The organism is Cuneatibacter sp. NSJ-177 (genome assembly GCF_022867805.1).
Taxonomy (GTDB): Bacteria; Bacillota; Clostridia; order Lachnospirales; family Lachnospiraceae; genus Pseudolachnospira.
On the sequence record NZ_JALIFO010000002.1, the window covers coordinates 431,453 to 444,623 of the forward strand.

Below are 13,171 nucleotides of genomic sequence, written 5' to 3' on the forward strand. Positions count from 1 at the left end.
GTCTTGGGGAATCTATTGTGAGTTTTCTTTCTTGCTCCCTTCCTTCGGCAGAAAAAGACTTGTCCCGTAGGGAAGACATCGGAAGGCACCTCCATTCTGTATTCTATCACCAAGGCGGCAATTCGCTGATGCCGTGAAATCCGCATTCCATCCATTCCTCGTTTAATAATGATATCCTGTCTCCGCCTCCCACTCCTGCCTTTTTCCCCAAGCTTCCGCCGGCTGAAAAGCCGGGAGAGCCAGAAAACGAAAGCGGTTCTCCGCCCGCAGGGAAGCTTCACAGGAATAAACCAAACAGTCAAAGCGAAACCCAGGCGAGAGACGTTCCATGGACTGCTGGATCATATCCATCGCCCGATAGCACTTCTCCCCGCGACCGGCAGAAAGAAGCAGCAGCCTCAAATAATCCTCGTAGGACAGCCCCTCCGCGTCCTTCTCCTTTGCCGCCTGATGGTTCTTCTCCCAGTGGATCAGCCCCTCTAAGCTTGTCTGCCAGGAGTCCTTCCCTTTTCTCAGAGGCACAACCCCACCATCCAGCAGCAGCCGGACGTCCGCCAGCGACTCGCCATAAGCCCAGGCTGCCAAAATAAGACCGCTTAACCCCGTGACTAGAAAAGGAATTCCGGTCCAGCCCACCAGGGCGGTGGCCGCAGTTTGCGCCACGGTGCGGCTGGAAGAATCCGAGAGGAGGTAAACCAGATTAAACGCCTCCCGAACCCATAAAATCCGGTGAACGACTTCGCTTAAATTCTCCCGGTCGCTCTCCCCTCCGCTAATTACGTATTCCAACTGGCAGACGGTTCCTTCCTGCGGCGGATCGGAGGTGTAGCAGTCCAAAAAACGCAGCAGATATTCATCAAATAAGAGGGTATCCAGGATATTGGAGACGCCGTCGGAAGCCTGCACCGGACTGTTCTCCGCCGCCCGGCCCCGTTCATCCGCCTGCATCTCGGAGGGACAAAACGCCCAGGTATACGGTTCCCCCGAAAGTTTTTCCGGGTTTTCCACAACCAGTGCCAAAACTCCGGAAGAAATCAACTGTTTCACCGCGTCAATCACATTGCCCTGTGGAATCACCGGCGCTTCTTCCGTCCGATCCGACTCCCCGCCGCTCTCCGCCGCTCCTTCCATGCCCGTTTGTTCCCCGCCGCTTTCTGCCGCGTTTTCCTGTCCTGTCTTTACAGCATCCTCTGCTTCTTTTTTCCAGTTCTCATATTGTTTCTCAACCTCCGCAAAAGAGAATTCTCCCTTCTCTGCACTTTCCCCGACCACCTGGGCCACCGTCTTCGAGCCGTCCCCTAATCTCTCCTGTAACTCCTGCCATAAGATCGCCACGCTTCCCGTCTTCATATAATCCAACACTGCTTTTTCGAACACAGCGCCCTCTTGGTCCGTGGCAAATACCAACTGGGATACCTGAACTTCAGAGACGTCCGGCGCCGTCCAGTCCAATCCGGAGAGGGGAGAGGGGTCTTCTCCTAATTGGGAAGCGCAGGCAAGCATCTCCTCCCGGATCCGGCTCCCCTCCCGATCCCCGCCCGAACAAAACAGGAGCTGGTATTTTTCCCAGAGAATCCGGTCATATCCGGCAAATACAGACTGTAAAGAAGAATCCGCCGCCAATTGAAGCCGGTATCGGAGTCCCGCGCTTCTGGCCGACTCCAGGCACACGCACAGGAATGACAGGATGACCGTGAGGATCAGGCAAAGAAATACCGTAATCTGACCGCTTCGTCTCATATGCCTCCTCAGTGATAGATGTTCTGGGATTTCTGGGAGATGCTGCTGAAAATATTGCTGACCAGCGCAGTGAGCTGCGTCTTAAAAATCAACACCAAAGCGATCAGCACGACCAAGATCAGTAAAATTTCCACGACGCCCACGCCTTCCTCGTCCTGCAAAAAATTCTTCCTATTATCCATCTTGTCCTCCTCTTCTTAAAATGCCAGAAACGCTGGTACCATCAGTAAAACCAACACCAATCCGAATAAAAGAATCATCGGGAACAGCAGCTTGGAAGAAACCTCCTCCCCTTGCTTTCTGGCCAGTTGAAGCCGCTCCTCAAAGGCATCTGCCGCTTCTTTTTCCAAAAGGACTGCCAACCCTTTCGTGCCTTTCCTTCCGTTGGCCTCCAGCAGACTGCCCAAGCGAAGATAAGGGGGCAGCCCGCATCGCTTCCCAAAATCACGATACGCCCTCTCCTCACCGGCCCCCTGCTCCATGGCATGAACCGTTAAAGCCATCTCTTCATACAGATACCGGCGTTTTCCATCTTTTAAATCCGCCTCCCGAACCATCCGTTCCCAAGCCTGGCGAATCGGAAGCCCGGCTCCGGTCAGCACATTCAATTTGCCGACCATTTCCCCGTAGTCCAAAGTCAGCTCCCGGTTCCTTTTTGCATACGCTTCCTTTAGCTTTTGGTCCTCCCAATACAGCAGAGCGCCTGCGGCTAAAATTCCCAGTACGAAAAACATCCCTGCATTTCCCTTCGATGACGGACGGGAAAAGGCCACCGGCTCCCCATCAATCGCATCCGGGAGCGCCAGGAAATCACTGTCCCTCCCCTCCCGGTCTGCCTGCCGGATCGCCGCTTCCGTTCGTTCCAGGAAGGCTTGTTCCGGCGTTTTCCTGGGCTCCACCAACACAATCGGAACCTCCCTGCTGCGCTCCACCGGAGCTCTCCCCTCCGCTTCATAGCGCAGCGTCATGTCCAGACTGGTCTTCTTGCCTTCTCCAAAGACCACCTCCGTGGTGATCGTGCCGTCCGCGTCTACCAAACAAGATTCCCGCGGACTCCAGGAAACGGTCATTCCGTCCGTGGCGGATTCCGTCTGAAAATTCAATTTTCCCCATACTTCATCGAGTGATGCGTTTTCACCGAGGACCTGGAAAAGGGCCTCCTCCTCCGCCTCCCGAAATAAGGTGTCCAGTTCTTCCTCCGTATAGCGGCGGCCCGTCACTTCAGCCCGGATCGGAAAGGAGCCGACGCTTCCCTCCACCTCCAGATCGACGTATGTCTGCGCCCCCTCCCCATCCGGCCGCTCTAAGCAGGTCTCCGGCGCCTCCCCCGATGCCAAATAGCAGGCCAGAGATAAAAGTCCCGCGGCAAAAAAGCAAACCGATGCTCCGGCCAGACGCCGCGCATCCAACTCTCTCGCCGCCTGTTCGGGAATTTTTCCCGGATAAACCGCCCGCAGTCTGGCCTTCCTGGTCTCGGAGACAGCCGGTCTTCCTCTTTTCCGCATCCAGGCATAATAGGCATCCGCCAATCTTTGGCCTCCTCTGTTCCTCATGACTCTCCCTCCAACGTCCGGCCGATGATCCGCTCCCCCCAAAAAACTGCCAGCCCATAAACCAGGAGACACCCGCTCATCACGGTGCGCCCCAGGATTCCTTGATACAGCGGATCCGTAAAACCTGGGTTCCCGATACTGACATAGAGGAGCATGGCCGCCGGCATGCCGCTCATGATTTTCTGTTCCAGCCTTTTTCCCGCCATGATGGTCCGAATTTCCTCCTTCATCCTCGCCTCGCTTCGCAGCGTTTCGGCGGTACGGTTCAAAATCTTCACCAGATCGCCTCCGCTTCGCTTCGCAATGGCAAACACATCAGCCAATTGCCGGATCTCATCGAGCCCGCTGCGCGCCGCCAGGTCGGCAAATGCCTGCTCCACCGGACAATTCATCCGAAGCTTGCGGTTCAGGAATTCCAGTTCTTCCACAATCATGCCCTCTCTTCCATACACGGATATCATTTCTTTTTTCGCTTCCTCCACCGCATTTTCCACAGAATACCCGGCGGACAAGGCGGAAGCAAGAGACGTCAGGCTGTCCCGGAACTGCCGGGCCAGACGCTCCTTTCGGTCACTTTGCATTTTCTTTTGTCCCCGCCGGACCGTCAAAACCATAAAAGGGATGCAGAGGATCAGGGCGAAAAAACTTCGGTAAAACAGCCAGGCAGCGCCTGCGCCCAGGGCCAGGCCTTTTACGGAATAAAATCCCCATTCCTGCACGCTCAGTTTATATGTCCGATAATCCTGCGGCTTCCAGCTTTTGTCTGGAGCAGAGCTCTCCGACTTGTTCCAGACGGCCCTTTTCCCTTTGATAGGAATACAAAGGATTCCAAGAAATTCTGCCTTCTTCATCTTCCCGCACCTCCGTAATCTCCAGAACTTTTCTGCTGCCGTCCCGCATCCGCCCCAGATGCACCATTACATCCAGGGCTGAAATAATCTGTCCCCGCACGGCGGACACAGGGAGGTCTCCTCCCATCAGCACCATGGTCTCCAGCCGGGAGATCATATCCTTCGGACTGTTTCCGTGGCCCGTGGACAAAGATCCGTCGTGGCCTGTGTTCATCGCTTGCAGCATATCTAAAGCCTCCGGCCCCCGGACCTCCCCCACCAGGATCCGATCCGGCCGCATCCGCAGGCTGGCCCGGATCAAGTCCCGGATCGAAACCTCATTTTCCCCTTCCAGATTGGCGTTTCTGGCCTCCAGACGCACCAGGTTTGCGATCCCGCGAAGCTGCAGTTCCGCAGAATCTTCGATGGTGATCACCCGTTCTGTGCCGGGAATAAACTGGGAGAGCGCGTTCAAAAACGTGGTTTTTCCGGATCCGGTCCCCCCGCTGACAAAAAGATTGTATCTGGCCTCCACCAAGCGTTGTAAAAAGCGTGCGGCTTCCCCTGTCAGGCTTCCCCATTCCAACAATTTCTCCATGGTTACCGGATCCCCTGGAAACTTACGGATGGTGAGAATCGGCCCGTCCGGCGCCACAGGCGGCAAAACCACATGGACACGGGAGCCGTCCTCCAGCCTGGCGTCGACGATCGGCGAGGAGGTGTTGACGGTACGGTTTACCTTGGATACAATCTGCTGAATGACGTCCTCCAGCTTTTCTGCCGAAGAAAAGCGCCGGTTCCAGCAACGGACTTTCCCCTCCCGCTCTAAAAAGACCGCTTCGGTTCCGTTCACCATAATCTCTGTGATAGACGGATCCTCCACCAGTTCCTGTAAAATATCCAGGCGGCGGAACGAGTCAAAGATCCTTTTCCGGCAGGCTGCTCTCTGGCCCACCGACAAGAAACGCTGCTTACTCTGTCTCACCAGCACCCGGTCAATTCTGGCCAGCAGTTCCTCATCGCTGATCTCCTCTGAAAGATCCAACTCCGCCATCACAGCTTCCTGTAATTGTCTTTCGACCTCCATCCCTTCTCCTCCTCATCCAACAGATTCTTTACATATTTTCCAAAGGCACTCCACCGCAGCCCCCGGTAATCTCCGCACCCTCCGGCAAGCCAGGGATAGTACGGCAGTGTGATCCGGCGAACCCGTTCCAGGAGATCCTCTTTTCCAATCTGCCTGGCATAGGCCTCAAAAGCGTCCGCTTTTGCCTGGGAAGTCCGGTCTTCACAGACCGGCATGTAAATCCTGTGGCACAGCTCCAACGCCGGGACCGGATCCGCCAAAGCAGCGCCGAAGTCGATCACCAAAGACCGGTAGGAATCCCCTGCTCCAACTTCACGGATCAACTGCAAAATCTCTTTTGTGGAGCTGCCGCGGATATCCGCCGGACAGGAAACCGGAGGAAGGTACGCGAGCTTGCCCAAAAATTCCATGCGGCCGGCTAATCCGCCGGACTCCCGGCCCACGCGCCGGTAGTATAGGACATCCGACAAGTCTTCCTCATACACTTTTCCAAACAGCGCAGGAAAACCAGAGTATTCCTCCAAGTTCAGATAGAGTGCGGCACCTTTTTCTGCCAAAAGCTGTCCTAAAATTAAGGAAAAGGTGGTTTTATAGCATCGGCCCACCGGCGAATACACCCCAAACCCCTTTGCCCGCAGTTTTGTCCCCTCCGCCGTCTCGGCGGTTCCACCGAAAAGCCGTTCTGCTTCCCGCAGAATCCGTCCGCAAGACTGGTATTTATAAATCCCCGGATGTGTTCCGCCGGAATACTCTCGTTCTTCCGTCAGCAGCAAAATTTTTTCCGCCTGCTGTTCCAGGCGTCCACTCAGAATTTCCGGCGGCACCAGCGCCAAGTCCGCTTGCTGTTCCTCCAGGAAGCGTTCCAGTTCTTCCTTTTCTGTAAAAGGAAGTATCTCAAATAAAGCGCCCTCCCGATGATTGCCGAAATCCGCAAACCTCGCCGCATAATCCCGGTCTTCATCATAAAAAATCAATTTCCTTTTTCTCACCGCATCTCATCCGGCCGCCAATAATAGAATCGTCCATACGCCTCCTAGAATCGGGAGCGCCAACGGCAGTCTTGCCTGCGGATCCTCCCTGGCCGGATATGGTAACACCTCCTTTCGGGCTATCATCTCATGAATATATCGGAAAAAACAGTGAATTCGGGCTTTCCAAAAACCGTTACGGCGGCGGACGGCAGCGACTCCCGCCACACCATATAGGCAAGACAAGAAAAAGAGAAAGAGAACGTCCCGGTAACCTAGATAACACCCCAGAACGCCAAGAAGCTTTCCGTCCCCGGCTCCCAACATGCCGAGACGAATCAGCGGAGAAAGAATCAGAACGGTCGCGAATCCCCTGAGAAAATAGGAGGGGTACGGGTCCCAAGAAAAGCCCAGCAGCCAGAAGACAGCCAGCAGCCGGTTGGGAATCCGCCCCAGGGAAAGATCCCAGAGCGCAGCCAGGGACGTCAGCAGCAACAGGCAAAAACATTTCCCGTCACACAAGCAAAGGAACACCTCCCTTCCCGCAGATCTTTAATAATACCGGTGAAAAGCTTTTCGCTTTGGTCCAGCGGCCTATCCTTTCAGGAAAAGGGCGCAAAAAATCCAGCGTCACCGCCATAGATCAGATGATTTTCATCCACGGAATCATGGAATCGGAACATAGAAGATCAGGAATAAAGACAAGATAAAAAATAAATTGAGATAAGATTGAAAACGAAACAAAAACAGAAACTAGATCTGTAATGCTTATGATTTTCTATCATAAACCCTATCCGGTAAAATGTCAAGCTCTTTCTTCTACAGTTTTAAATAAATATGTATTTTCAGACAATCCACACAAAAATCCCATTTGTCCGGTAATATTTACTTATGCAAAATCTGCCGGCCCTTCTGTAAGTTTCCCCGTCCGGATCCGTCGAAAAAAATGCCAAAGGCGAAACGCTTGCAGCCCGGCGGCCTCCAAGGCAACCGCTGATTTTTTATTACGCTCCTTTTTCCATAATAAAAAAACGGAAAGTTGTTTTATCTCAAATGACAGAGCATGATATATTCTTCTTCATCCTCGTCAACAACTTCAAATCCCATTTTTTTATACATTCGTACAGCATAGTTTGTTTTTTGTACGGCAAGTGACGCTTGTTTATATCCTTTATCTTTTAGAATACGGAGCATTTCTTTCATCAAGGCAGTACCTATTCCCAGCCCCCGATAGTCCTTATACAATGAAATTGCAAAGGACGGGGTATCATCGTCTATATGCCCATAGTCATTCATAATGCGTACCCAAACTGCGCCGACTACCTTTTCATCTACTTCCGCAACTAAACCGATATCGTCTTCTTTCTTTCCGAAATCAGTTATATATACCTTCAATTCTGACTGAGTGATAATTGATTTCGGCGGTGCAGACATTCCCTCTGGCACAAATATAGCTTCATATAAAAAAGATTCTAATAAGCTATATTCTTCCTCCGATATCTTTCTGATTTTACAGTCCATAGCCGCCTCCTACAACTTCTGATTTCTCAAGTACGTCTTCTCCGCCAAAGGCGAACGTTCTTTTTCCTTTTACTCTAATTTTAAACGTTGAATCTGTCAAGTTATCCTACATATCCTTATATCGTGTTTCAAGTCTTTAATCCATTGCTATTTTTTATTTCGCTCCTCCGTCGCTCCATTAAAAAGAGGCGGAGAGAAATTTTTCTCTCCGCCTGCGCAGCTCATAGGTAACATTACTGAGCCAAAGAATTCTTGAAAGCGTCAACTGTCGCATCGCCCAGAGCTTCGCGAACCAGTTTCTCTACCGTTTCCGTGCCCATATCCTTCATCTTCTGAAGTTCGGAATCCGGAAGCTCAATGTAAGTCAGGCCAGCGTCGATCAGAGCCTGTTTATCGGTCTCAGCGCTTTCCTTCATCAGGTTTTCCGCATACGTTTTTGCTTCCTCTGCCGCCTCATCAAACTGAGCCTGTACCTCAGCCGGCATGCTCTCATACAGAGCCTTGTTTACGATGAACAGGTTCGGGTACAGAATGTGATGCGTGTCCACCAGGTAGGACTGAACCTCGGCAAATCCTGCGTTCAGAGCGGTGTCGTAAGGATTCTCCTGAGCGTCCACCAGACCCTGCTGCAAGGACAGATACAGCTCATTGAAAGCAACCGGAGTCGGGTTTGCGCCTACCGCTTTCCAGAAAGCAATATGGTTGTTGTTCTCCAGGGTACGGATATTCAGTCCCTTGAAATCCTCAGCTGTCTTCAGTTCCTTCTTGGAGGTTACCTCACGGAAGGTAGCCGCCTGCGCAAAGCTCATGACTTTGTAGCCGGACTTGTCAAAAGAATCGTAGAGGATCTTGGAGAATTCGCTGTCGTTTAAAACCTTGTCGATCTGCTCCTGGGTGCAGCCCAAGAAAGCATAGGGAATATCCAATACAGCCAGTTCCGGTACAAAGGATACCGCGGGCGAAGGCTGGAAAATCATTCCGCCGATATCGCCGGTCTGCAGGCTCTGCATCATCTCGCCGTAGGTTCCCAGCTGGGATCCGGAGTAAACGTCCACGGTTACTACGCCGCCGGTCTTCTCCTCCACCAGCTCTTTAAATTTCAGGCAGTACAGGTCGCCGATGGATTTCTCCGCCGCGCCATGGCCCATGATGTAATGATAATTCTCGCCATCCGCCGCAGGCGCCGCCGTGGTGCCCTCCGCTGCCGCTGTTGTGGCGGCGTCATTTCCTCCCGCCGTGGTGCCTGCCGCTGCCGTCGTGCTGCCGGATCCGCTTCCGCAGGCAGTAAAACACAGACATCCAGCCAGCAGAAGGCTCATCATCGCTTTCTTCATCTTCATATCTCTTCTCCTCTTCTTGCTATATTTCCACCCTGCCGGAACACTCCGGCAGGAAATGGGGGCCAAATGAAATTACAGGAACATCAAACTCAACGCCGGTATGTAGGTAATCAGAAGAACCGCTATCAGGAATACTAAAATGAACGGTATCGACTTTTTCCCAAGCGTCATCACCGGCGTATCCACCATCGGCGAGACCACAAACAGGTTTAGGCCAAACGGCGGAGTAACCAGGCCGATTGCCAGGCAGACAACCAGGATAACGCCGAAATGGATCGGGCTTACGCCAAAATTTTGCAGAGTCGGCAGGAAAATCGGAGCCATGATAACGATGGCGGGACCGGTATCCATGACCATACCCAGCAGGAAAAACAAGACCACGACCGCCAGCAGGAAAATCGCGCTGGAGCTGATATTCGCGGCCATGAAAGCCGAGATATCCTGCGGCGCCCGCAACAGGGTCAGCACACGGCTGAACGCCGTGGCAATGGCCAAAATAAAGCAAAGCGGCGCATACCCTTTTACCGAAGAAATCACTAAATCCCAGATGTCTTTCACCCGGATCGTCCGGTAAATAAACAGGCTGACAAACAGGGAATAGAACACGGAAATACAGGCTGCCTCGGTCGGAGTGGTCAGACCGGAGTAGATGCCTCCCAGAATAATGACCGGGGAGAGCAGCGCCCAAAAGCTTTCCTTTAACAGGTGGCCCAGGCCCTGAGCTTTGATCTTGGTATAATTCTCCAAAATCCGCTCCTTGTCTTCCCCATTTCTCTTACAGTAGACAAAAGCGTAACCCATCAGGCAGAGGCCGACTAAGATTCCTGGAATGATACCGGCGATAAACAGATTTCCCACCGAGGCGCCCGTAGCCAGGCCGTAGAGTACAAACGGGATGGACGGAGGAATCACAACGCCAAGGCTTCCGGCCGTTGCGATCATCGCCGCGGAAAAGTCTTTATCGTAACCCAGATTTCTAAGAACCGGAATCGTCATGGCGCCGACGGCAGCGGCCGTTGCCGGGCCGGATCCGGAGATCGCGCCGTAAAACAGACAGGTGGCAATGGCTGCGCAGGGCATGCCTGCCGTCCGTTTTCCTAAGAAATAGGCAAAAACATCAAACAGTTTCTTGGAGATTCCTCCTCTTGCCATCAGTACGCCGGCAAGAATAAACAGCGGAACCGCGAGAATCGAAATCGTATCCGCGCCGCCAAAGATTGCGCGGATCAAAGCCTCCACAGTCGGAGCGCCCTTCACTCCTACCATTGCAGGAAAAATCGAAGAGATCGACAGGGAGGATACAATCGGCAGTCCGAGAACCAGGCAGACCGCAAATACCAAAAATACTAAACCAGCCATGCTTTTCCCCCTCCTACAGCGATTCCGACGGGTCCGTCGGCTTCACATCATTTTTTCCTGTCAAATCAAAATAAATTTTCTGAACGCTCCGCAGGCTTGCCAGGGCAAACCCTACCGGGATGATCATGTAGATCAGATACATTGGGATCTCCAATGCCGGCGACGTCTGGCCGCTGACCTGCACGTTCTGTACCACGGAAATCGAGCATTTGCACAGAAACGCGTACAGAACCACATTGACCAGGTCCAGCACCAGCTCGGCAATCTTGTGGATTGTCTTCGGCAGCATTTCCAAAATCAAATCCACGCGCAGAATATTCTTCATCCGAATCGTACAGCCAATGCTCAAGAACACCGACCACACATAGAAGTACCGGGCAATCTCTTCCGCCCAGGACAGCGAGTTCTTTGCGAACACGCGCATCAGAATCTGTGCCATCAGGATCAGAGCCATTCCAACCAGCAATACGCCCAGAATGGACTCTTCCAGATTCTTCTCCAGTTTGTGTAAAAACTTCACAAAACTCCCTCCTCATCCATCATTTTTTGTCCAGCCCCATCTCTTTCAGATTTTCCTTCACGTGTTCCAGGTCCTCTTCCAGAAATGTCTGAAAATCAGCCGAATTCAAGAAACTTTTTTCCACCCCGTACTCCTCGCAGAAATTCTGATACTCCTCCGATTCATACGCTTCGGTGAACAGCCGCTCCAGCTCTGCTTTCCGCTCATCCGGCACGTCGCTGGGACAGACAATCCCCTGGAAAGAACCGGCTACAATCGGATAGCCCAGCTCTTTGCAGGTCGGGTACTGCTCGAATGCCTTCAGCCGTTCCTCCGACATCACCGCCAGAATCCGCGCTTTTCCTTCCTCCACATAGGGTTGAAACACCGACGGCTCCAAAGTTACCAGATCCAGTTCCCCATTGGTCAGCGCTACGGCGGCAAGGGCCGCTCCTTCAAATGAAACATGGGAAAACTTGACGCCGGCAGCCTCTTCCAGCTTCGCCGCGCAGATGTGCCAGATGCTTCCGATCCCCACATCTCCGGTCCGCAGCTCTTCCGGATGTTCTTTGGCATAGGCCAGCAACTCCTCCAGCGTTTGAAACGGCGAATCCGCCGGAACCGCGACGCAGGCCGGGATGGTGTTCATCCGGATGATCGGATAAAAATCTTCCAGCTTATAATCCGCCTTCCCCTGAGCCAGCAATGTGTTCAGCTCCGCCGTCACAATCCCCAGCGTGTAGCCATCCGGTTCCGCCTCCTTCTGTGCGGAAAAACCGACGGCTCCTCCGGCTCCGGTCTGATTGGTGACCATCACCACCTGGCCGATTTTTTCTCCGACAATCTGGCTCAGCCTCCGGGCATTGACATCCGCGCTTCCGCCGGGCGCCCAGGGACAGATGATTTCCACCTCGCTGTTAAAAGAAGAAAATTCCGGCGTAGGGGACTCTTTCTGTGCCAGCTCCGGATCCGACCGGCCGGAACAGCCGCCCAAAAGCATAGCAGCGATTCCCAGTGTCAGCAGAAAATACCCGTTTCCTTTTTTCATTTTCCTCCGCCTTTCTGCCTCAGCTGTTCTAAGGCCAGTGTAAAAAAAGTCATGATAAAAAACAAGAAGAAATACTATGCTGTCTTTCTGGATTTTGCATAATATTTCTTCCATCCTAAAATTTGTTCTCTTTTCTGAAATATGTTTCATTTTACGGTTGGGAGGAAGTCCGGACTTTCTCCGCCTCCGCCAGCATTTCATCTACTTTTTCATCCCCCAGGTTCTTTCGCAGCAAGTCCAAAACCACATTGCCGCCCTGGCGGAACATCTCCTTCAGCTCCTTCGACGGCTCCACTACCTGTAGCCCATAGTCGTTTCGCAGCGTCTCCAAGACCTGTTCTTCCCGCTCCGGCATCTGGCGAATCAGTTCCTCGCGGAGATCATCGGCAAACCCCATGATGAATTTTTCTTGTTCCTCCGTCAGAGATTCAAAGCGATCCTCATTCATTGCCAGCACATAGATCATCGGCATGTGCTTGGTGATGGTGATCGTGGTCTGCAGATCCATCAGATTCTCGGCAAGCAATGTCCCGATCGGATTTTCCTGCCCCTGTGCGATGCCTTCTTGCAGGCAAAAACGAAGCTCTTCAAAAGAATAGGGCACGGCCTGCGCGCCGAGACTATTCCAAAATGCTTCGTGGTAGGCATTCTCGATGACCCGCACCCGCAGCCCCTTTAAATCCTGGGGCGTGACCACCTCCCGGTCGCTGCTGAGCTCTCGGTAAGAGCAGGCAAACACAGCTAAAAGTTTGATTCCCGCTGCCGAATAATATTCCCGCATAACATCCAGATAAGGACCTGCCAAAAACTCGTTCCACTGGTCCAAAGAATCAAAGAGCCCCGGCACTTCCAAGAGGGCTGCCTCAGGGATCGCCGAAGTCTGCGACCCCGGCACCGACTGAATCATGTCCAAGGTTCCCAGGCGGACGCCGTGGACGACCCGCACATCGTCCCCCAGCCGGTAACGGTCATAGCTTCGGATTTTCACCAGCCCCCCGGACTGTTCTTCCAGCTTCTCCAGCTGTTCCGCCAAAATGATTCCCTGAGGGGAATCCGTCCAGTTCCCGCAGGATGCCAGAGACAAATACAAAGCCTCTGATTCCGGCGTCTTCGTCTCTTTCGAAACTGCCTCCGTGGGAGGCGCGGACACCGGATTTTCGGAAGCACAGGACGTGAAAAGAAGAACGGCAAGCAGCCAGATTCCGTATCTCTTTATTCGTTTCATC

13 protein-coding genes are annotated in these 13,171 nt (G+C 52.9%); all 13 read right to left on the bottom strand.

Annotation, left to right across the window (positions count from 1 at the left end):
• Nucleotides 1-162: 162 nt before the first annotated feature.
• Nucleotides 163-1,740, bottom strand: coding sequence for a DUF5702 domain-containing protein (locus MUB23_RS06035; protein WP_244799436.1), 1,578 nt, complete (start codon nt 1,738-1,740; stop codon nt 163-165).
• 8 nt (nt 1,741-1,748) lie between these two features.
• On the bottom strand, nt 1,749-1,922 hold the full coding sequence (locus MUB23_RS06040; protein ID WP_244799438.1) for a Flp1 family type IVb pilin: 174 nt from the start codon (nt 1,920-1,922) through the stop codon (nt 1,749-1,751).
• A gap of 15 nt (nt 1,923-1,937) precedes the next feature.
• Nucleotides 1,938-3,293, bottom strand: a complete 1,356-nt coding sequence (locus tag MUB23_RS06045) for a type II secretion system F family protein (RefSeq protein WP_244799440.1) — start codon at nt 3,291-3,293, stop codon at nt 1,938-1,940.
• Nucleotides 3,290-3,907 (bottom strand): type II secretion system F family protein, encoded by a 618-nt coding sequence (locus MUB23_RS06050; RefSeq protein ID WP_330641817.1) that lies wholly within the window; start codon nt 3,905-3,907, stop codon nt 3,290-3,292. Before MUB23_RS06050 ends, MUB23_RS06045 begins: the two co-directional genes overlap by 4 nt.
• Before the next feature lie 112 nt (nt 3,908-4,019).
• Nucleotides 4,020-5,210: a CpaF family protein gene (locus MUB23_RS06055; protein ID WP_244799441.1), complete on the bottom strand. Its 1,191-nt coding sequence runs from the start codon at nt 5,208-5,210 to the stop codon at nt 4,020-4,022.
• The gene (locus MUB23_RS06060) at nt 5,177-6,199 is read right to left on the bottom strand and encodes a hypothetical protein (RefSeq protein ID WP_244799442.1); all 1,023 of its coding nucleotides are present in this window, start codon (nt 6,197-6,199) and stop codon (nt 5,177-5,179) included. The genes MUB23_RS06055 and MUB23_RS06060 overlap by 34 nt, the downstream gene beginning before the upstream one ends.
• 6 nt (nt 6,200-6,205) lie before the next feature.
• Nucleotides 6,206-6,700, bottom strand: a complete 495-nt coding sequence (locus MUB23_RS06065) for a prepilin peptidase (RefSeq protein ID WP_244799444.1) — start codon at nt 6,698-6,700, stop codon at nt 6,206-6,208.
• Nucleotides 6,701-7,222: 522 nt separating this feature from the next.
• Nucleotides 7,223-7,699, bottom strand: coding sequence for a GNAT family N-acetyltransferase (locus MUB23_RS06070; RefSeq protein WP_244799447.1), 477 nt, complete (start codon nt 7,697-7,699; stop codon nt 7,223-7,225).
• A gap of 233 nt (nt 7,700-7,932) precedes the next feature.
• Nucleotides 7,933-9,039 carry a TRAP transporter substrate-binding protein gene (locus tag MUB23_RS06075; RefSeq protein ID WP_244799448.1) on the bottom strand — a complete coding sequence of 369 codons (1,107 nt, stop codon included), beginning with the start codon at nt 9,037-9,039 and terminating at the stop codon, nt 7,933-7,935.
• Nucleotides 9,040-9,111: 72 nt separating this feature from the next.
• Nucleotides 9,112-10,398 (bottom strand): TRAP transporter large permease, encoded by a 1,287-nt coding sequence (locus MUB23_RS06080; RefSeq protein WP_244799450.1) that lies wholly within the window; start codon nt 10,396-10,398, stop codon nt 9,112-9,114.
• A gap of 13 nt (nt 10,399-10,411) precedes the next feature.
• Complete coding sequence (locus MUB23_RS06085; protein ID WP_244799451.1) at nt 10,412-10,918, bottom strand: TRAP transporter small permease; 507 nt, start codon at nt 10,916-10,918, stop codon at nt 10,412-10,414.
• Nucleotides 10,919-10,937: 19 nt separating this feature from the next.
• The gene (locus MUB23_RS06090) at nt 10,938-11,945 is read right to left on the bottom strand and encodes a tripartite tricarboxylate transporter substrate binding protein (RefSeq protein WP_244799452.1); all 1,008 of its coding nucleotides are present in this window, start codon (nt 11,943-11,945) and stop codon (nt 10,938-10,940) included.
• Nucleotides 11,946-12,096: 151 nt separating this feature from the next.
• Nucleotides 12,097-13,170, bottom strand: a complete 1,074-nt coding sequence (locus MUB23_RS06095; protein ID WP_244799453.1) for a TRAP transporter substrate-binding protein — start codon at nt 13,168-13,170, stop codon at nt 12,097-12,099.
• Nucleotide 13,171 lies beyond the last annotated feature (1 nt).

Coding starts and splice junctions, on each gene's coding strand:
- MUB23_RS06095 (WP_244799453.1), bottom strand. CDS start 13,170: ATGAAACGAATAAAGAGATACGGAATCTGGCTGCTTGCCGTTCTTCTT.
- MUB23_RS06050 (WP_330641817.1), bottom strand. CDS start 3,907: ATGGTTTTGACGGTCCGGCGGGGACAAAAGAAAATGCAAAGTGACCGA.
- MUB23_RS06055 (WP_244799441.1), bottom strand. CDS start 5,210: ATGGAGGTCGAAAGACAATTACAGGAAGCTGTGATGGCGGAGTTGGAT.
- MUB23_RS06035 (WP_244799436.1), bottom strand. CDS start 1,740: ATGAGACGAAGCGGTCAGATTACGGTATTTCTTTGCCTGATCCTCACG.
- MUB23_RS06090 (WP_244799452.1), bottom strand. CDS start 11,945: ATGAAAAAAGGAAACGGGTATTTTCTGCTGACACTGGGAATCGCTGCT.
- MUB23_RS06075 (WP_244799448.1), bottom strand. CDS start 9,039: ATGAAGATGAAGAAAGCGATGATGAGCCTTCTGCTGGCTGGATGTCTG.
- MUB23_RS06070 (WP_244799447.1), bottom strand. CDS start 7,699: ATGGACTGTAAAATCAGAAAGATATCGGAGGAAGAATATAGCTTATTA.
- MUB23_RS06040 (WP_244799438.1), bottom strand. CDS start 1,922: ATGGATAATAGGAAGAATTTTTTGCAGGACGAGGAAGGCGTGGGCGTC.
- MUB23_RS06045 (WP_244799440.1), bottom strand. CDS start 3,293: ATGAGGAACAGAGGAGGCCAAAGATTGGCGGATGCCTATTATGCCTGG.
- MUB23_RS06080 (WP_244799450.1), bottom strand. CDS start 10,398: ATGGCTGGTTTAGTATTTTTGGTATTTGCGGTCTGCCTGGTTCTCGGA.